General features: G+C 44.2%; 16 protein-coding genes. 7 read left to right on the forward strand and 9 right to left on the reverse strand.

Annotated features, from left to right (window positions below):
* Positions 1-58 precede the first annotated feature (58 nt).
* Both GCHA_RS14115 and GCHA_RS14120 read left to right on the forward strand, forming a co-directional pair.
* A complete protein-coding gene (locus GCHA_RS14115) occupies positions 59-409 on the forward strand; it encodes a HopJ type III effector protein (RefSeq protein WP_007989352.1) in 351 nt (116 codons plus the stop codon).
* A 59-nt stretch (positions 410-468) separates the two neighbouring features.
* Positions 469-876, forward strand: a complete 408-nt coding sequence (locus GCHA_RS14120; protein WP_007989355.1) for a YkgJ family cysteine cluster protein — start codon at positions 469-471, stop codon at positions 874-876.
* A 70-nt stretch (positions 877-946) separates the two neighbouring features.
* Here the strand turns inward: GCHA_RS14120 and GCHA_RS14125 are convergent, their stop codons facing one another.
* Genes GCHA_RS14125 through zwf form a run of 5 tightly spaced genes read right to left on the reverse strand, consistent with a single transcriptional unit; the run spans position 947 to position 6,573 of the window.
* Positions 947-1,594, reverse strand: a complete 648-nt coding sequence (locus GCHA_RS14125) for a bifunctional 4-hydroxy-2-oxoglutarate aldolase/2-dehydro-3-deoxy-phosphogluconate aldolase (protein WP_007989357.1) — start codon at positions 1,592-1,594, stop codon at positions 947-949.
* Positions 1,595-1,599: 5 nt separating this feature from the next.
* Complete coding sequence (locus GCHA_RS14130; protein ID WP_007989359.1) at positions 1,600-2,553, reverse strand: glucokinase; 954 nt, start codon at positions 2,551-2,553, stop codon at positions 1,600-1,602.
* A gap of 2 nt (positions 2,554-2,555) precedes the next feature.
* Entirely contained in the window at positions 2,556-4,379 is a 1,824-nt protein-coding gene (edd, locus tag GCHA_RS14135) for a phosphogluconate dehydratase (RefSeq protein ID WP_007989360.1), read from the reverse strand.
* Between the two features lie 9 nt (positions 4,380-4,388).
* Positions 4,389-5,081, reverse strand: coding sequence for a 6-phosphogluconolactonase (gene pgl / locus GCHA_RS14140; protein WP_007989361.1), 693 nt, complete (start codon positions 5,079-5,081; stop codon positions 4,389-4,391).
* A 1-nt stretch (position 5,082) separates the two neighbouring features.
* The gene (zwf, locus tag GCHA_RS14145; protein WP_007989362.1) at positions 5,083-6,573 is read right to left on the reverse strand and encodes a glucose-6-phosphate dehydrogenase; all 1,491 of its coding nucleotides are present in this window, start codon (positions 6,571-6,573) and stop codon (positions 5,083-5,085) included.
* Positions 6,574-6,848: 275 nt separating this feature from the next.
* Between zwf and GCHA_RS14150 the strand changes: the two genes are divergently transcribed.
* Together GCHA_RS14150 and pyk are read left to right on the forward strand one after the other, a co-directional pair.
* A complete protein-coding gene (locus GCHA_RS14150; protein ID WP_006990603.1) occupies positions 6,849-7,703 on the forward strand; it encodes a MurR/RpiR family transcriptional regulator in 855 nt (284 codons plus the stop codon).
* A gap of 331 nt (positions 7,704-8,034) precedes the next feature.
* Positions 8,035-9,471: a pyruvate kinase gene (pyk, locus tag GCHA_RS14155; protein WP_039992546.1), complete on the forward strand. Its 1,437-nt coding sequence runs from the start codon at positions 8,035-8,037 to the stop codon at positions 9,469-9,471.
* A gap of 74 nt (positions 9,472-9,545) precedes the next feature.
* On the opposite strand, the gene GCHA_RS14160 is transcribed toward pyk, so the two are convergent.
* Positions 9,546-10,313, reverse strand: coding sequence for an EAL domain-containing protein (locus tag GCHA_RS14160; protein WP_007989364.1), 768 nt, complete (start codon positions 10,311-10,313; stop codon positions 9,546-9,548).
* Positions 10,314-10,609: 296 nt separating this feature from the next.
* On the opposite strand from GCHA_RS14160, the gene GCHA_RS14165 reads away from it, so the two are divergent.
* Both GCHA_RS14165 and GCHA_RS14170 read left to right on the forward strand, forming a co-directional pair.
* A complete protein-coding gene (locus GCHA_RS14165; RefSeq protein ID WP_007989365.1) occupies positions 10,610-13,219 on the forward strand; it encodes a TonB-dependent receptor plug domain-containing protein in 2,610 nt (869 codons plus the stop codon).
* Between the two features lie 224 nt (positions 13,220-13,443).
* On the forward strand, positions 13,444-14,619 hold the full coding sequence (locus tag GCHA_RS14170; protein ID WP_007989366.1) for a saccharopine dehydrogenase family protein: 1,176 nt from the start codon (positions 13,444-13,446) through the stop codon (positions 14,617-14,619).
* A gap of 79 nt (positions 14,620-14,698) precedes the next feature.
* Here GCHA_RS14170 and GCHA_RS14175 read toward each other — a convergent pair whose 3' ends face one another.
* A complete protein-coding gene (locus GCHA_RS14175) occupies positions 14,699-14,947 on the reverse strand; it encodes an EF-hand domain-containing protein (RefSeq protein WP_007989367.1) in 249 nt (82 codons plus the stop codon).
* Positions 14,948-15,039: 92 nt separating this feature from the next.
* Positions 15,040-16,050: an oxygen-dependent tRNA uridine(34) hydroxylase TrhO gene (gene trhO, locus GCHA_RS14180; RefSeq protein WP_007989368.1), complete on the reverse strand. Its 1,011-nt coding sequence runs from the start codon at positions 16,048-16,050 to the stop codon at positions 15,040-15,042.
* Between the two features lie 368 nt (positions 16,051-16,418).
* On the opposite strand from trhO, the gene GCHA_RS14185 reads away from it, so the two are divergent.
* Positions 16,419-16,754, forward strand: coding sequence for a DUF3718 domain-containing protein (locus GCHA_RS14185; RefSeq protein ID WP_007989369.1), 336 nt, complete (start codon positions 16,419-16,421; stop codon positions 16,752-16,754).
* 86 nt (positions 16,755-16,840) lie between these two features.
* On the opposite strand, the gene GCHA_RS14190 is transcribed toward GCHA_RS14185, so the two are convergent.
* The gene (locus GCHA_RS14190; RefSeq protein ID WP_007989370.1) at positions 16,841-17,404 is read right to left on the reverse strand and encodes an ECF-type sigma factor; all 564 of its coding nucleotides are present in this window, start codon (positions 17,402-17,404) and stop codon (positions 16,841-16,843) included.
* Positions 17,405-17,415 lie beyond the last annotated feature (11 nt).

Raw genomic sequence — 17,415 nt, forward strand, 5'->3', positions numbered from 1 at the left:
TCTGCATAAGCAGTTTCACCAAACTGCTTATGCATATCTCTTATTCTTTAGGACAAACATGACAATCCAAGATCTTATTACCCAAGTACGTACTCAACCGCAAAGCGTTGAATTTAGCCAAGTAATTAATACGATCCAACAACATTATCAATACACTGCGACAGGTTTCAGCAATGGTGAAATCGTTAATGAAAAAGGCAGTAATGAAGGCTCATGCAAAATATTATATTTTGCCCAGCTCAACCAGTTAAACGAATCTGAAACACTGCATTTATTCGGTGCTTTTTATCGAGAAGACGTACTACAACATCCTAACGCTAGCGACCATGGTAATATTCGAAACTTTATGCAAACTGGATGGCAAGGAGTCAAGTTTGATTCGGCGGCATTAACACCGGTCAGCAACTAAACCCTTTGACCTCCTAACTTGCTACACTTACCCCACAATCCAGTTGCGGTCGAACGAACGTGAAAGAATGCACTCAGTGCGGTAAGTGCTGTACCCAGTACGGTGACGGCGGTTTGTCGGTCACCGACAGCGAAATCGATATGTGGGAGCTGTTTCAACCCGATATCGCTCAGTACGTTAAAAATGGCTTAATTTGGGCGAGCCCAGAAACCGGAAAACGCTTAGATCATTGCCCATTTTTACGAGTTATTCCCGCGGATGAAAAAAGCGCTCACAGCAAAGATATATACACCTGCGATATCTACTTTGACCGCCCTGATGACTGCCGCTACTACCCGGTCACGATAAAGCAAATGATTAACGATGAGTGTGAAATGCTCGAAGATAAAGATCGGGCCGACCCAGTTAAGGCACAAAAAGCACTGGATATCCTAATGAAGGACAGCCGCCCAGCATTTGATAAGTAGATTGCTCTATATTGCAGAGACTAAAAAGGCCACTAAATAGTGGCCTTCTTTATGCTTCTAGAAGCGGTATTTAGATACCTTTTGCACCAGCAACAGCTTGCTTAGCAAGCTCGGTGATGCGGTCCCAATCACCGGCTTCAACAGCGTCATCTGGCGCTAACCAAGAGCCTCCAGCACAACGCACGTTAGGCAATGACAAATACTCAAGGTAGTTAGTTGGGCTTATGCCGCCTGTTGGGCAAAATGCGATATCAGGGAATGGTCCACCGATTGCTTTGATCGCTTTGACGCCACCAGATGCTTCCGCAGGGAAGAATTTAAAGTGGGTGTAACCAAAGTCAATACCGCGCATTAATTCAGAAATTGAAGAAATGCCAGGGATAAGCGAAATTCCGCCTTTATTACCCGCATCTAATAAGTCTGAAGTCATACCAGGGCTAATAGCGAACATAGCGCCAGCTGCTTCAACTTCTGCTAATTGCTTAGCATTGGTAACGGTACCCGCGCCTATGATGGCGTCTGGTACTTCGGTAGCAATGGCTTTAATGACGTCTAGCGCCGCTTCAGTGCGCAAGGTGACTTCTAAAACGCGAATGCCACCTGCAATTAATGCTTTAGCTAGTGGTACTGCATGTTTTACATCCTTGATCACCAATACAGGAACCACAGGTCCTTGACTGAAGACATCTTGAGACGAAATTTTCCAATTTTTTGTCATTGTAGTTAACCTTTATAATGCTGTTGTAGGTATGCCATAGCACCGATCAAACCATGATCGGGCTCGGTAATAATGTATGTAGGTATGCCCGCAACGTAATCACGAAACCGGCCTTTTGCTTCAAAGCGTGCGCGAAATTCACTTTGTTGAATAAATTCAACAAACCGAGAGGCAATCCCGCCACCGATATAAACACCACCGCGCGTACACAGGTTTAAGGCTAGGTTGCCAGCAAAACTCCCCATGATGCGACAGAACTGCTCAAGTGTTTCTCTACACAGCGAACAACTGTTATCAATTGCTCTGGAGGTAATATCCGCTGCGTCGCTGTACTCTGACGGTACATTTTTGGCCGCAGCTAACCCCTGATAGATATGCACAATCCCTCGTCCTGACATCACTTCTTCTGCTGAGGCATGGCCTAGCTTTTTAGTTAAAAAGCGCAGAATGGCAATGTCATTTTCATCGACTGCTGAAAAGTCAACGTGTCCACCTTCCCCATCTAACGCTTTCCATGCGCCATCGGTACAAGTTAAGTGCTCAACGCCTAACCCCGTTCCAGGACCAAAAACAGCAATATTGGCTTCAGGTAATGCTTCACCTGGACCAATTTGCACTTTTTGGCTGGCATCTAACTTAGGCAGTGAATGAGCCACTGACGTGAAGTCATTGATCACGCCCAGCCAGCTCAGCCCTAGATCGGCTTGCACCTGTTTAATCGAGAAGGCCCAAGTATGGTTGGTCATTTTAACAAGGTCGCCCGCAACTGGGCAGGCAATAGCCAAACAACCAGCAGCGAACTCAGTCGTCGGAAACTCAGAAAAGTACTGTTTTATCGCATCATTTACCGTGGCGAAATCCGCGCACAAATATTTGCGAATTTCAGCAACTTGGCCGTCAACAACCTGTGCTAAACGAATATTGGTTCCGCCAATATCCGCAACAAAATTAGCTGCCACAATTAATCATCCTGTCCGACGAATAAAGAACATGCACCTTGCTCAGCACCTGTAAGCGTTGAACGCATACCAGCAAACATTTCACGGCCCATACCAATTTGATGAGAGGCCACATCGGTCACTTTTGCTTCCCGTGCTGTAAGCTCTGCTTCATCTACGTGCAGTGTCATGTGACCAGTTTGAGTATCTAGCTCGATAACGTCGCCGTTTTGAACTTTTGCGATCAACCCACCTTTAAGCGCTTCAGGCGTTAAATGGATTGCAGCAGGTACCTTACCTGACGCACCAGACATTCGTCCGTCAGTCACAAGGGCAACTTTAAAGCCTTTGTCCTGCAACACGCCTAGTGGCGGTGTAAGGCTGTGAAGCTCAGGCATACCAATTGCTGAAGGCCCTTGGAAGCGCACCACAACAACACAGTCTTTATTCAAATCACCCGATTTGAATGCTGCTGCAAGTTCGAATTGATCTTCAAACACAACCGCGGGTGCTTTGATTTTGCAATGAGGCTCACGTAACGCTGAGGTTTTCATTACCGCACGGCCTAAGTTACCTGTGAGTACGGATAAACCGCCATCGGGTTTAAATGGTTTTTCGACACTGGCAACCACTTCTTTGTCGAAAGACTCAGTCGGGCCATCACGCCAAACAAGTTCACCATTTTCAAGTTTTGGCTCTTGGGTATAACGCTCAAGACCGTCACCACAAATGGTTTTCACATCGTTATGCAACAAGCCAGCGTTTAATAGTTCTCTGAACAATAACGCCATGCCGCCAGCAGCAGTAAAGTGGTTAATGTCTGCTGAGCCATTAGGGTAAATGCGAGTTAGCAATGGTACCGCATCCGAGATATCAGAAAAGTCATCCCAGTTAATGGTGTAACCCGCCGCTTTAGCAACAGCGACTAAATGCATAGTGTGGTTAGTTGAACCACCTGTTGCTAGCAAGGCCACCAAACCATTGACGATAGCTTTGGCATCAACAATATGGCCGATAGGACGGTAGTCTTCACCTAAGTCGGTAATACGCGTGACTTGACGAGCCGCAGCGTCTGTTAATGCTTCACGCAGTGGCGTGCCTGGGTTGACAAACGATGAACCTGGCAAGTGTAAGCCCATGGTTTCAACAACCAATTGGTTACTGTTTGCCGTACCGTAGAAAGTACAGGTTCCCGCTGAGTGATAAGACTGAGATTCAGCCTCAAGAAGCTCTTCACGGCCTACTTTGCCTTCAGCGTACATTTGACGCACGCGGGCTTTTTCTTTGTTTGGAATACCTGATGGCATAGGGCCAGCGGGTACGAAAATTGTCGGTAAGTGACCAAAGCTTAAGCCACCAATTAATAACCCAGGGACAATTTTGTCACATATGCCCAGCATCAAGGTGCCGTCAAACATATTATGCGACAAAGCAACCGCCGTTGACATAGCAATCACATCACGACTCATTAAGCTTAAGTCCATTCCAGCATTACCTTGAGTAACGCCGTCGCACATAGCAGGAACACCACCGGCAAATTGGGCGACACTGCCTACTTGCTGAATCGCTTTTTTCAATATTTCTGGGTAGTCATGGTACGGCTGGTGAGCAGATAACATGTCGTTGTACGAAGAAATAATCGCGATATTTGACTTGGTCATGCTGCGCAAGTCAGCTTTATCTTCAGCGCCACAAGCGGCAAAACCGTGGGCTAAGTTACCGCAAGACAGGGTGCCACGATGAGGCCCCTGTAAACGCGCTTTTTCAATCTTGTCTAAGTAAGCTTTTCGCGAATCTTGGCTGCGCTCAATAATTCGCTGGGTAACTTCTTGGATGATGGAATTCATATCTTTCTCCTAGGGAGCCCACATTAATTCAACGTCGGCGTTATTTAGCACCGCGCGTATGGGCATTTCGTGCTCATCGCCACCTTTTACAGCCTTATCAAGTACCTGTTTTTTGCTGTCACCGGTTAAATGCAAAAAGATATTTTTGCTGTTTAATAGCGCGGGTAAGGTTAACGACATGCGTTGGTTTGGCGCGGTCGTGGGTTGTACAGCTAAGTACGTACGACGGGCGCCCTGGTCTAAACCTTGATGGATTTGTTCTGAACATGGGAATAATGAAGCAGTATGTCCGTCTTCGCCCATGCCAAGTATTAATACATCAAACGGGGTGTGTAATTTAGCAAGATTCGCAGTACAGGTTTCTACTGCATCTTTTGCATTGTCATGTTCAGTTTTAAGGCCAACGAAATTGGCTGCTGCAGCGTTATTTTGTAATAACTCACGACGCACCATTTTTTCATTGCTGGCATCGTCGTCCGTTTCAACCCAGCGCTCATCAGCAAGACTAATATCAACCTTTGACCAATCAAGCTCTACTTTTGACAATGTATTAAACAATGCCTTGGGCGTTCTGCCCCCAGAAACGACCAAGCTAGCTCGGCCGTTTTCATTTATGCCTGCGGTTAAAATGTCGACGATGCTCTGAGCAAAAGTCGCATTAAGTTCATCTGTTGATTGAAAGTTATTTTCATTTAATGACATATTATTTCCTCCCAATTCTGCTTTCATACCAAGCACGGTTCTCACGTGCTAGCAATGCGATAGAAGCAACCGGCCCCCATGTACCCGCTTGATAAGGCTCGGGTGGCTCATTGGTGTGTTTCCATGCTTCGATGATGCCGTCAACCCATTTCCAGGCATACTCGACTTCATCACGGCTCACAAATAACGCCTGATTACCTAACATGACTTCTAGCAATAACTTCTCGTATGCATCTGCAATACGATCGTCTTGGAAGGCTTCAGAGAAACTCAAATTAAGGCGAGACTTTTGTAAATCCATGCCACTTGTACCTGTCAAACCAGGCACCTTGTTCATTACCGTGACTTCTACGCCTTCATCAGGCTGCAAACGAATTGTTAGCTTGTTTGGCGGTAACTGAGCAAAGCTGTCTTCGAATAAGTTATGTGGTTGACGTTTGAAATAGATAACCACTTCACTGGTCTTGTTTGGCAAACGTTTACCAGTACGCAAATAGAACGGCACGCCGGCCCAACGCCAGTTGTCGATATCGACGTTCAAAGCAACAAAGGTCTCTGTTTCACTGCGCGGGTTGGCATCTGGCTCATCTAAATAACCAGGTACCTCTTTACCCTTCACGAAGCCACCAATGTATTGGCCGCGAACACTCTTTTGATTAATGTTGGTTGAATTGATCGGGCGTAGCGCTTTGAGCACTTTTAACTTCTCACCGCGAATACTGTCCGCATCAAGTGTTGTAGGAGGCTCCATGGCAATTAGGGTCAAAATTTGTAACAAGTGGTTTTGTACCATGTCACGCATTTGACCTGCAGTATCGAAATATCCCCAACGGCCTTCAATGCCTACAGATTCAGCGACACTGATTTGCACGTGGTCGATGCTGTTGTGATCCCAGTTGGTAGCAAAAATTGAGTTCGCAAAACGCAATGCAATGAGGTTTAAAACCGTTTCTTTACCTAAGTAGTGATCGATACGGTAGATTTGTGATTCGTCGAAAAACTCTGCAACCTGATCATTAATCACTTTAGAGGACGCTAAGTCGTGACCGATAGGTTTTTCTAATACGACGCGCATGCTCTTATCGATAACATTTGCCGCTTTAAGGCCACGACAGATATCACCAAAGATCGAAGGCGGCGTAGCAAAATAACAAACCATGGTGCGAGATACATCTACGTGCTCAGCGAAAACACTGTAACTTTCAGCGTTCTTCATATCGACACAAACGTAATCTAGTTTGGCGGAAAAGCGCTCCCATGTTTCAGTGCATAACGTCTCACCACTGAACTGTTCAATATTTTCTTTTACTAAAGCCACATATTCTTGCAAGCTGATGTCGTCTCGGGCTACCCCTAAGATCGTGGTTTCAGCGTGCATTAGTTCTGCTTTCTCTAACTGGTAAAGCGACGGAAGTAATTTGCGGCGAGCTAAATCACCTTTAGTACCAAATAGAACAAAATCGCACGGGGCGGATGAATTATCTAACGTCATTGTGTTTAACCTGCTAATTAATAAAACTGCGTGATTGGAATTGGGCTAATAATAACACTTCAATCATGACTTATCTTTGCCCACAGTTAACAACAAATGTTGTAATTTTACAACGTTTGTTATGAAAAGGCGAAGCATTCTGCCTCTTGATCGGCCATTAAGGACGAATTTTCGCTTTTTTTTGTCAAAAAGTTACAAGAAGGTTACCAAGTTTGCCACCGACAGTGTTATTCTTGGCATTACTTCATGATTTTAGTTAAGAATTCTGTGGGCATATGAACATTCTTGAAAAAATAACTCAGCATAAATTAGCGTTTAGTAAGTCAGAACGTAAAGTAGCCGAAGTCATTTTGGCGAATCCTCAAGTTGCTATACATAGTAGCATCGCCACGCTTGCCAAAATGTCGGACGTGAGCGAACCCACAGTCAACCGCTTTTGTCGACGTTTAGATACCAAGGGCTACCCAGATTTCAAATTGCATTTGGCCCAAAGCCTAGCCAACGGTACCCCTTACGTAAACCGTCACGTTGAAGAAGATGACGGCCCTGAGGAATACACTAAGAAAATCTTTGAATCGACCATGGCTTCTCTTGAAGTTGCGCGCCAATCTGTTGATATTAATACAATTAATCGCGTTGTAGATTTACTGACTCAGGCGCAAAAAATTTCTTTTTTCGGTTTAGGTGCCTCGGCATCTGTCGCCCACGATGCGTTGAACAAGTTCTTCCGCTTCAATGTACCGGTGGTTTATTTCGAAGACATTTTAATGCAACGCATGAGCTGCATGAATTCATCTGAAGACGACGTAGTGGTGCTTATCTCCCACACTGGGCGCACCAAAAGTTTGGTCGAAGTAGCGCAAATAGCCCGCAGTAACGACGCCACTGTGGTAGGCATAACCTCGCAAAACAGTCCTCTGGCAAAAGAATGTAACTTAGTCTTATCGTTAGAAGTGCCAGAAGACACTGACATGTATATGCCCATGGCATCGCGTATTGCTCAGCTCACATTAATTGATATTTTAGCCACTGGCTTTACTCTACGCAGGGGCACGAAGTTCCGCGAAAATTTGAAGCGAGTAAAAGATACGTTACGAGGTTCGCGTTACGATAAACGCAATGAACAGTAGGAAAATCATACGAAAAAGATGATTTTTTACCGGGGATTGGTCTGACCTCGTATCAATAGTCCGCCTTTGATAGCTTTTTTTGTTAAAAAATTTCACAATAATGACTTATTAATCTAGTATTTTCGTAATTTAATTACGAAACAGTAATTAATCTGTCAGCTTCAGTTGTTATAATCACACGCTGATAGAGATATAAGATAAGCACGGGTGCAAATTAGCCTTGGCTTTTATGCACTATCATCTTATCTAGACAGATACTCAAGTATCAGTAAAGAAAATTTAATACCTGCATTCCTGAAACAGTATGCGCCACAACCAGAGCAAATTACCTATGTTAAGACGAACCAAAATTTTAGCTACATTAGGCCCAGCAACAGACACTGTTGAGCAAATAGAAGGCATAGTTCAAGCCGGAGCAAACGTAGTACGCATGAACTTCTCCCATGGTACTGCTCAAGATCATATCGAGCGGGCTGAAAAAGTTCGGCAAGTAGCGAAAAAGCTTGGTAAGTACATTGCTATCTTAGGCGATTTGCAAGGTCCTAAAATTCGAGTGGCCAAATTCAAAGACGGATCGATCATTCTTGGTATGGGTGACAAGTTTATCCTTGATGCTGATATGGGTCGTGATGACGGTGACCAAAACGCGGTGGGTATCGACTACAAAGCACTGCCTAAAGATGTGAATACCGGTGACATTTTATTGCTAGATGATGGCCGTATTCAGCTTAAAGTAGTTGAAGTAGAAGGCAACAAAGTACATACCGAAGTGACGGTAGCAGGTAAATTATCAAACAATAAAGGCATCAACCGTTTAGGTGGTGGACTTTCTGCTGAAGCATTAACAGAGAAAGACAAAGAAGACATTAAAACGGCTGCCATTATCGGTGTTGATTATTTAGCTGTTTCTTTCCCGCGCTCTGGGGATGATTTGCGCTACGCTCGTCAGCTTGCTGAAAAAGCAGGTTGCCATGCAATGATTTGTGCCAAAGTAGAGCGTGCTGAAGCCGTTGCGACTGATGAAGCGATTGACGATATCATTGAAGCGTCTGACGCTGTGATGGTTGCACGTGGTGATTTAGGTGTAGAAATTGGTGATGCTGAGCTAGTCGGCGTGCAAAAGAAACTTATCGCACGTTCACGCCAATTGAACAAAGTGGTTATCACAGCAACGCAAATGATGGAAACCATGATCACCAGCCCAATGCCAACGCGCGCTGAAGTGATGGATGTGGCCAATGCCGTGCTAGATGGAACCGATGCGGTGATGTTGTCAGCAGAAACAGCAGCAGGTGATTACCCTGTTGAAACGGTTGCAGCTATGGCCCGTGTTTGTGTGGGCGCAGAAACTCATCCAAGCGTTAAAATCTCTAAGCATCGTATGGATGAAAGCTTCGGTTCAGTAAGCGAAACGGTTGCGCTTAGTGCAGTTTATGCAGCAAATCATTTGAGCACAGTTAAAGCGATTGTTGCCTTGACTGAAAGCGGCAGCACACCACGCTTAATGTCGCGTATCACCACTTCATTGCCGATTTACGCTTTGTCTCGTCATGAGTCAACATTAAACATCATGGCGCTTTATCGTGGTGTAAAACCCGCATTTTTTGATTCCCGTGGCAGTAGCCCAGGTGAATTAACCAAAGATGTAGTTGCCATCATGAAAGAGAAAGGCCTACTAGAGACCGGTGACCTGTTCATCATGACGTATGGTGACAATATGGAAACCATAGGTGGCACCAACGCATGTAAGATTGTAGCGGTTAGCTAATCAGCTCCAACAGCAAACTGAATTTAAAGCCGGGACGAATACTATTTTGTTCCGGCTTTTTTATGTATTTTTATTTAGCTAAACATAAAGTCGACCTGCGGCAAGCATTCAAAACCAGGCTTGGCAAATAAATAGCCTTGCTGTAAGTCTACGCCTGCCTCGAGTAACCAATTTGATTCACTGACCGTTTCAATACCTTCCGCGAGAGGCTCTATATTCAAATCTCGAAACATATTCACACTGTGCCGAACAATAGATTGGCGAACGGTATCGCTGTCAATACCACGAATTAAGCCCATGTCCAGTTTGACTATGTTGGTCTGAAAATTTGCCAACAAACCTAAACCTGAATATCCCTCTCCAAAATCGTCAATAGCCGTGATAAATCCTTGCTCACGATAATATTCGACAATACCTTTAACATGCAGGGTGTCACTTATTTTTTCACCTTCAGTAAACTCAAACATAATTTTATTGGTGGGAAAACCATAACGCGTTGCTGCATCCAAAGTGGTACGGATACAACGTTCTGGCTTATAAACAGCATTAGGCAAAAAGTTGATACTAAGAATGGACGTTATACCAAGTTTCGCTGCTAAGGCGATGGCCTTAACGCGGCATTGTTGATCGAATAAATAGAGATTGTCCTGATTGACTTGGCTTATTACAGAAAAAGCAGATTCATTGTTAAGGCCACGCACGAGGGCTTCGTATCCAAATACCTCGCGTAACTTAAGATTAACGATTGGCTGAAAAGCCATGGTGAAATCAAACCCTAAGTCCCCTGCATTAACACATTTCTTACAAAACGATTTATCTGCAAGTGTTGATCCGTCTTCCATACTCCGCCCTTGAATCAATTAATATATTGATAGGCTAACGCTTAAAAACGCCTTCTACAACTGCAACATTTCACAATCTCCTTAGCAAGTTGATTAACACGAAGGCCGCTAATGATTAATAACACCCACCATATATCAAGAGTATTTTTTTTGCCTTAAATTGTTGCAAAATCAATATCATGTCGCTTAGGATAGGAATTGTCACTAGGGTAATTAATGCCACATACCCGCCAAGAAAGAAGTGTTCTTACTTCTTATTTAAAACACTAAAAAATATAATTAATCCAGGAACATACATGAAACTCAATCACTTAAAACTTACGGTGGTAGCCATTGCTGTCGCATCCATTATGCAGGCACAGGCCCAAAGCAAACCCGATACAAGCATAGAAAGAGTAGAAGTAACAGGCTCCCACATTCGCCGAGGTGACCTAGAAGGCCCCTCCCCTGTCACATCCTTGTCCGCTGAGGACATTATCAAAACAGGGGTTACTGATTTAATCGGCTTGTTTACTAAATTACCCATTGCCGGCCAAGGCACGTTTTCAACCCAAGGCAACAGCAGTGACGGCACAGGCAATGGCGGCTCTAGTGTTTCATTGCGCGGGCTGGGTGCCGATTCAACTCTCATACTGGTTAACGGTCGACGAGTCTCTGTGTCGCCTTTTGCCAATTCGATAGATACCGCCTTCGTAGATATCAATAACATCCCCTTGTCAGCCATTAAACGGGTAGATATTTTAAAAGACGGAGCATCTGCAACCTATGGCTCAGACGCCATCGCTGGGGTTATCAATATCATCATGAAAGATGATTTCGACGGTTTAGAGTTGTCGGGAAAATACGGTGATACCGCTGATGGAGGAGGCGCAGAATCAAACGCGAGTTTGCTGTTTGGCACTAGCTCCGACAAATCAAGCCATACCTTTGTGTTAGATTATTTCGATCGTGAAGAAATACTTTATGCCGACCGTGATTACGCAAGCTCGTCTAATCAGTCCGCTCTTAGGCCAAATGATCCCTACGCTACAGATTTTAGAAGCTCAGCTGGCTACCCAGGGACCATCGCCCTTGCCTCAGACCCCACAGTTCGTCTACCTGACACGTTCGGAAATGATGTATGCCCCGCAGACCAAATAGTGGGTGATTTATGCCGTTATGATTATGCGCCGTTTAGTTCGTCTATACCCGCATCAGAACGCGTCAGCTTTATGTACATGGGTAAGTTTGAGATTAATGACGATCTACGTGCATTTATCGACTTAAACGGGCAAAACTCAAAGACCACGATCCGTGGTGCTGGTAGCCCAAGCTTTAATGAATTGTTTATGTCCGGGGACAATATAAATCACCCCTTTGCTGACGACCCTACACATCCTTTTTATCAACAAGATTTAACCATGCGCCGACGAACAGTCGAAATAGGCAACCGAGAAAAACGGGTTGATTCTGATTATTTTCGCACGGTAATAGGCCTTGAAGGTGGGTTCGGTGACTGGGATTGGGAACTCGCTTACAGTTATATTAAAAGCGATTCAATTGAAAGAGGTGTTAATGGCTTTCCTAATTCGCGACGCACACAAGAAGCCATAGACAGTGGTTTATGGAACCCATTTGAGCCTTCAAGCAATTCCCAAGAAGCGCTTGATTTCATTGAAACCCAAACGACTCGCTATGGTAAGTCCACCAGTAAATCGTTTGATGTTCAGGTGTCCGGTCCGATCATGAATATGTCAGCCGGCGACTTGATGTTGGCAGTAGGTGCTGAATATCGCGAACAAGAAATCAGCGACAACCCAGATGATCAATTCCTAAGAGGCGAAGTGTTTGGTACTGAAGCAACACAAGCCAACGGCGAGCGCGACAACACTGCTGTGTTTGCTGAACTGGCGATCCCCGTGACAGAAACCTTCAATATTCAGCTGGCTGTACGCCACGAAGATTATAGCGATTTTGGCACAACGACGGATCCCAAAGTTGCTTTTATCTGGACGCCAATGGATGAACTGTCTATTCGAGGCTCATTTGGCACCGCGTTCCGCGCCCCTTCTTTACATCAAATTGGTCTGGGCAGCACGGACGAGTCGCCTAACTTAGTCGATAATGTTCGTTGTGATGCAGTGGGCAATGTCAACAAGGCTTGTGAGCCACAAGAGTACACTGCGGTGTTGACAGGTAACCCGGATCTTGGCCCTGAAGAGTCAGAAAGCTATAACTTTGGTGTTATTTATGAAATCACCCAAAACATTGATTTCTCTTTAGATTATTACAACTATGACATTGAAAATGTGATCAATAAAGACCCCCAATTTAAGTTTACCACTCAAGGAAATAACCCAGAGGTGGTGGAACGATTGCCGTCTAATATAGCAGGCGACCCAGGGGAAGTCGTACGTATCTTCGACCAGTTCGAAAATTTAGGTAACATCAAAACCTCAGGTCTTGACCTTGATTTAGGTTATAAAACTGAAACGTCATTAGGTGACTTCAAAATCAACTACATTTTAAATTATGTATTGAACTACGAGGATATTCGCACTGGGGGTCGCATTGATACTCAAGAAGGTCAGTTCGAGCAACCCGAAGTGCGTTGGACAACTGCAGCCTCTTGGGTAAAAGACAATTGGAGTGCGAATGTCGCAGTTAATTACATCGGCGAATTTGAACAAGATGCCTCAGTACGGGTGCAATCAGACGGCACAATATTGCCTGATATTGATTCTATGATCACAGTGGATACCACCGTTAATTTCATCGGTATAGAGAATACGATATTAACCCTTGGAGCGACTAACCTGTTCAATGAAGAGCCGCCATTTAGCTACCATGATTACATGGGACATGTAGTAGGAACCCATAACTCACAAGGTCGTTTTATGTACGTGCAAGCAACTTATAAGTTCTAACGTAGCCAGTGTCCACTCGCTATCAGCGTGTTTGTTGATAGCGAGTTATTATCAAAGCCTTTGTGTACTCTTGTCACTCCCTCTCTTCAAACCCATGCCTGCCCGTTATACCAACTTTGAAGGTTAATTCGTCTTCGCTATAGTTAGGCATCAACCAAATAAAGTGAAGCCTCTTGCAACTGGTTTTACTATTAGCTCATCTACACTGACAAGAGAACAATAAAATGAGCACAAATAAAGAATTCGATATCGTCGTTTACGGCGCCTCAGGCTTCACTGGCCGTTTAGTAGCAGAATACTTGGCAAAGCAGTATGCAGATGACAATAGTTTCACTTGGGCAATGGCTGGGCGTAGCGCAGATAAATTAGCGTCAGTGCGCGATGAGATTGGTGCGCCAAAGGACACCCCACTCGTGGTCGCTGACGCTGAAGACGCGAGCTCTATGCAAGCCATGCTTGATAGTACACGTTTAATCTTGACCACCGTTGGCCCTTATCAGCTTTATGGCTCTGAGTTAGTCGCCATGTGTGCCCAATCAGGTGTTGATTACGTTGATTTGTGTGGCGAGCCAGTTTGGATGCGCCATATGATCGATGCCAATGAAGCTGCTGCCAAACAAAGCGGTGCTCGGATCGTGTTCTCCTGTGGCTTCGATTCCATTCCATTTGATCTTGGCGTGTATCACTTGCAGCAATTGGCCAAAGAAAAATTTGGTCACACCTTTAACCGAGTAAAAGGTCGCGTTAAAAAGATGCAAGGGACCTTCTCTGGCGGTACAGCCGCAAGCTTAAAAGCCACTTTAGCCGCGGCCAAACAAGATCCAAAACAGTTTGAGTTGCTGCTCAATCCATTCTCTTTGACCCCAGGCTTCGCAGGCACTGAGCAACCTGCCGGGGATAAACCCTATTTTGAAGACTCACTCAATACGTGGGTAACGCCTTTCATTATGGCCGCGATTAATACGCGCAATGTGCACCGCAGCAACATGCTACTCAGTCACCAATACGGCAGCGATTTTGTTTACGATGAAATGCTGATGACAGGCCCAGGAGAGAAAGGGGAAACGATCGCTAAAGCAGTGGCCAGCGATAAAGGCATGATGAAAGATGGCGGCCCTAAACCTGGTGAAGGTCCAAGTAAAGAAGAGCGTGAGAACGGTTTTTACGAGGTGTTATTTGTCGGCAATGATCAAGACGGACAAAACCTAACAGTGAGCGTTGGCGCCACACTTGACCCGGGTTATGGCTCGACTTCTCGTATGATCACCGAAGCAGCCTTGTGTTTGATTAAAGACTCAACCGATACTCCTGGCGGTATTTTGACCCCAGCATCGGCTATGGGCGACACGTTAATTAAGCGTTTAGTAGACAACGCAGGCTTAACCTTTAAACAACTGTAACGACGTACAAAAAAAGCCCAAGCAGTTGCTTGGGCTTTTAGTATCTGAATTCGTTGTCTACAAGACAAAATCGATGGGCTTAGTATTCCCACCATGATTGCTGCCACCACTCCAAAAATTCTTCGAAGTCGATAGAGCCATCGTTGTTTTTATCAATCAAACCAAAGCCTTCTTCAACATGACTAGCCTTGGTTTTAGGCGATATGATAGTTAACAACTCAATAAATTCTGTTAACCCGATTTCACCATTCTTATCGGTATCAAAATAATCAAATTCTTTGCGAATTTCAGCAACCTTCTCCGGTGCTAATGTCTCTTGCTGTGCCATGATTGAACCACATTAGTTAATGTTAAGACGAGTTTACCCTTTCATATCACCAAATGTCTACGTTGGTGAGCTAAAGCGCAATGCCTAAAGGTTTAACCGTTGCTTTTTCCTGCAGCAGCACGTTGTGCTCGCCGTTGTGCAGCCTTTTGTTGACGGCGTAATTTTATGGCCTTGGTCGCGTCTTCTCCCACGTGCGCTTCGTTTCGCTGACGAGCTAAATTCACTTGCTTTTCACGCTCACGAAAACGCTTAAGCTGCTCTTCACTATGGGTGCCATGACATTTAGGGCAGCTAGCGCCAGCCTCAAATAGCGGGCTTAGTTTATCTTCCTCAGTGATCGGTAACCGACAGGCATAACACTGATCATAATCACTTTTTTGTAAGTCATGATTAACCGCCACACGATTATCAAACACAAAACAATCACCTTCCCACAAGGTATCGTCTTTCGGTACTTCTTCTAGGTATTTAAGAATACCGCCTTCTAAATGATAAACCTCTTCAAAGCCCTGCTCTTTAAGATAAGCAGTGGACTTTTCACAACGAATACCGCCTGTGCAAAACATGGCGACTTTCTTGTTTTTACTTGGCTCAAGATTATCTTTTACATATTGAGGAAATTCACGAAAGGACTCAGTGTTCGGATTGATAGCGTTTTTAAAGGTGCCAATTTCTATTTCATACTCGTTACGGGTATCTATCACAGTCACATTAGGATCTGATATTAACGCATTCCAATCTTGCGGCTTGACGTAAGTACCAACTGTGCGCAAAGGGTCAATTCCTTCAACCCCCATGGTAACGATCTCTTTCTTTAGCTTTACTTTAGTACGATGAAACGGCTGACTTTCATCTAAGGATTCTTTGTGAGAAATAGGTGCTATACGCGGGTCTTGGTTTAAATAATCTAATAGTGCATCAATACCAGCTCGCGAGCCTGACACAGTGCCATTTATACCTTCTTTGGCCAATAACAACGTGCCTTTAATGCCGTTATCCTGCATAAAAGTCAAAAGCGGTTGACGCATTTCTTCGAAGTTTTCTAAGGTCACGAATTTGTATAACGCGCACACGACAAACGGCGCAGAAGTTTGATTTTGCATGGTAGTTCCTTGCGAGTTGGATCGTAAATCCAGAGCAGTTAATGGGATGCTTAAAAAAGCGCCAGAAATATAGCAAAAGCCAACCCAGATTTAAAGTACCAACGCCACTTAACCTTATCTTTTACTGATCTATATCAGGCTCGAAAAATACCAAATCAATCGCTGTTATTTCCGGCTTAATGTTCATTGGTCAAAAAAACCATTTTTTAGTCAATTAACAAAAAACATAATTATATTTCACATACGAAAAGAATACTCAATCACTAAGCCGTTGTTTTTATTGATATTTAAAATTGGCATCTAGGTTGCAAACTGATAATTAACAAAACAACACATTGAAAATACTTACTCATTAAAGGAAATACACCATGAAAACATTGACTAAAACTATCGCTGCAACGTTACTTTCTTTTGCTGTTTTAGGTGCTGCGCATGCAGACCAAGAATTAATTCCTACCGATAATGAAGCAGGAACAAAACTTTGCCTAACCGCGACGACTGGCAGCATACTAAAAATGAATAAAGCAATGAAATTAAGCAAGGTGACCAAGCGTTACGTCACTGAAAAAGTCACGTGTAACGGTCAAGACATGGTGGCATTTGTTGAACAATACGGTGCAAAAGCAGAAAAAATGAATAACTTTCTAACCAATGGTAAATACAGCGAAGAACGTAATGTTATCGCCAGTGTAAACAACCAATAAGCAGTTGGTTGTTACGCAAAATATATGCAACACACATAGATAGAAGCAAAAAATCCGCTCTTAGCGGATTTTTTTATGCCTAAAATTTACCCTGCCACACTCAGTTCTCGGTGTAACCAGGCTTTACCAAACTGCCCATCACGCTCTATGGTTCTAGGTGAAACCGCGTAAAACTGAGCAATATCTCGTACACTTGAACCTGCAAAAAACTGTAGCTCTAAAATTTCAGCTTTTCGTTTATCAAACTTTGCTAACGCTGATAAGGCTGCATCTAATTCAACAACATCATGGCTGACGGGTTTATCTCCATATTTATAATCAACCAAGGTGATATGGTTTGCCCCAGCCCCTCGTTTTTGACTAGTATGTGCCCTAGCGTGATCAACCAAAATACGCCGCATCATGTTACTGGCTAGTCGATAAAAATGCGCTCGGTCTGCAAAATCTAACTGAGCATGCAATAAATCGATAAACACTTCATTCACCAAGGCGGTGGCTTGTAATGTATGTCCAGCTCTTTCGTAAGACATGTGCTTTTGTGCTCTGCGATGCAATTCTGAGTAAACTAACTTACTTAAATCATTGAATGCTTGCTCGCTTCCTGATTGCCAGTCACGAAGTAACTGCGTGATATCCCGATCTTTGTTCATAGCGTTACACA

Source organism: Paraglaciecola chathamensis S18K6, assembly GCA_000314955.1.
GTDB lineage: Bacteria > Pseudomonadota > Gammaproteobacteria > Enterobacterales > Alteromonadaceae > Paraglaciecola > Paraglaciecola chathamensis.

Bases quoted from the DNA above. Each gene is read 5' to 3' on its own strand.
- trhO (WP_007989368.1), bottom strand. From the start codon at position 16,050: ATGCAAAATCAAACTTCTGCGCCGTTTGTCGTGTGCGCGTTATACAAA.
- GCHA_RS14170 (WP_007989366.1), top strand. From the start codon at position 13,444: ATGAGCACAAATAAAGAATTCGATATCGTCGTTTACGGCGCCTCAGGC.
- GCHA_RS14175 (WP_007989367.1), bottom strand. From the start codon at position 14,947: ATGGCACAGCAAGAGACATTAGCACCGGAGAAGGTTGCTGAAATTCGC.
- edd (WP_007989360.1), bottom strand. From the start codon at position 4,379: ATGAATTCCATCATCCAAGAAGTTACCCAGCGAATTATTGAGCGCAGC.
- GCHA_RS14115 (WP_007989352.1), top strand. From the start codon at position 59: ATGACAATCCAAGATCTTATTACCCAAGTACGTACTCAACCGCAAAGC.
- GCHA_RS14125 (WP_007989357.1), bottom strand. From the start codon at position 1,594: ATGACAAAAAATTGGAAAATTTCGTCTCAAGATGTCTTCAGTCAAGGA.
- zwf (WP_007989362.1), bottom strand. From the start codon at position 6,573: ATGACGTTAGATAATTCATCCGCCCCGTGCGATTTTGTTCTATTTGGT.
- pyk (WP_039992546.1), top strand. From the start codon at position 8,035: ATGTTAAGACGAACCAAAATTTTAGCTACATTAGGCCCAGCAACAGAC.
- GCHA_RS14185 (WP_007989369.1), top strand. From the start codon at position 16,419: ATGAAAACATTGACTAAAACTATCGCTGCAACGTTACTTTCTTTTGCT.
- GCHA_RS14160 (WP_007989364.1), bottom strand. From the start codon at position 10,313: ATGGAAGACGGATCAACACTTGCAGATAAATCGTTTTGTAAGAAATGT.
- pgl (WP_007989361.1), bottom strand. From the start codon at position 5,081: ATGTCATTAAATGAAAATAACTTTCAATCAACAGATGAACTTAATGCG.
- GCHA_RS14150 (WP_006990603.1), top strand. From the start codon at position 6,849: ATGAACATTCTTGAAAAAATAACTCAGCATAAATTAGCGTTTAGTAAG.
- GCHA_RS14190 (WP_007989370.1), bottom strand. From the start codon at position 17,404: ATGAACAAAGATCGGGATATCACGCAGTTACTTCGTGACTGGCAATCA.
- GCHA_RS14165 (WP_007989365.1), top strand. From the start codon at position 10,610: ATGAAACTCAATCACTTAAAACTTACGGTGGTAGCCATTGCTGTCGCA.